The organism is Vibrio sp. HI00D65 (genome assembly GCF_001635455.1).
Lineage (GTDB): Bacteria > Pseudomonadota > Gammaproteobacteria > Enterobacterales > Vibrionaceae > Vibrio.
Genome location: NZ_LWEH01000099.1, coordinates 1 through 304, shown reverse-complemented (window position 1 = coordinate 304; position 304 = coordinate 1). Strand labels below are relative to the sequence as shown.

1 protein-coding gene is annotated in these 304 nt (G+C 45.1%); it reads right to left on the bottom strand.

The features are described 5' to 3' along the window. Positions 1 to 304 (bottom strand): DUF4174 domain-containing protein (locus A3712_RS09870; protein WP_157618733.1); only part of this gene is annotated, 304 nt, incomplete at both ends.

Below are 304 nucleotides of genomic sequence, written 5' to 3'. Positions count from 1 at the left end.
CCCTTTGGAATCTCATAAATGCTAGTCACTGCTTCTAAGTTAAACTCTTCCTCAAGCCAAGTGGGGACGGTGTATCCGCTCTCTGCTATCACCATTATGACAACATCTCTTTCGTTCAGCTGGCAGTTATTTATCAGCACTTCATTAAGAAACTCTTTTACCACCGAGTCTTCCTCTGGTGCGAAATAAATGACGCTGCGATGAGGCAGTGGCTGAGAATGGGAATAGGCTGGATAGGCAAACACCGAATGAGTGGAGAGGCTCGAAATCAACACGATGCTGAAAGTTATCAGCTTGATCAAAG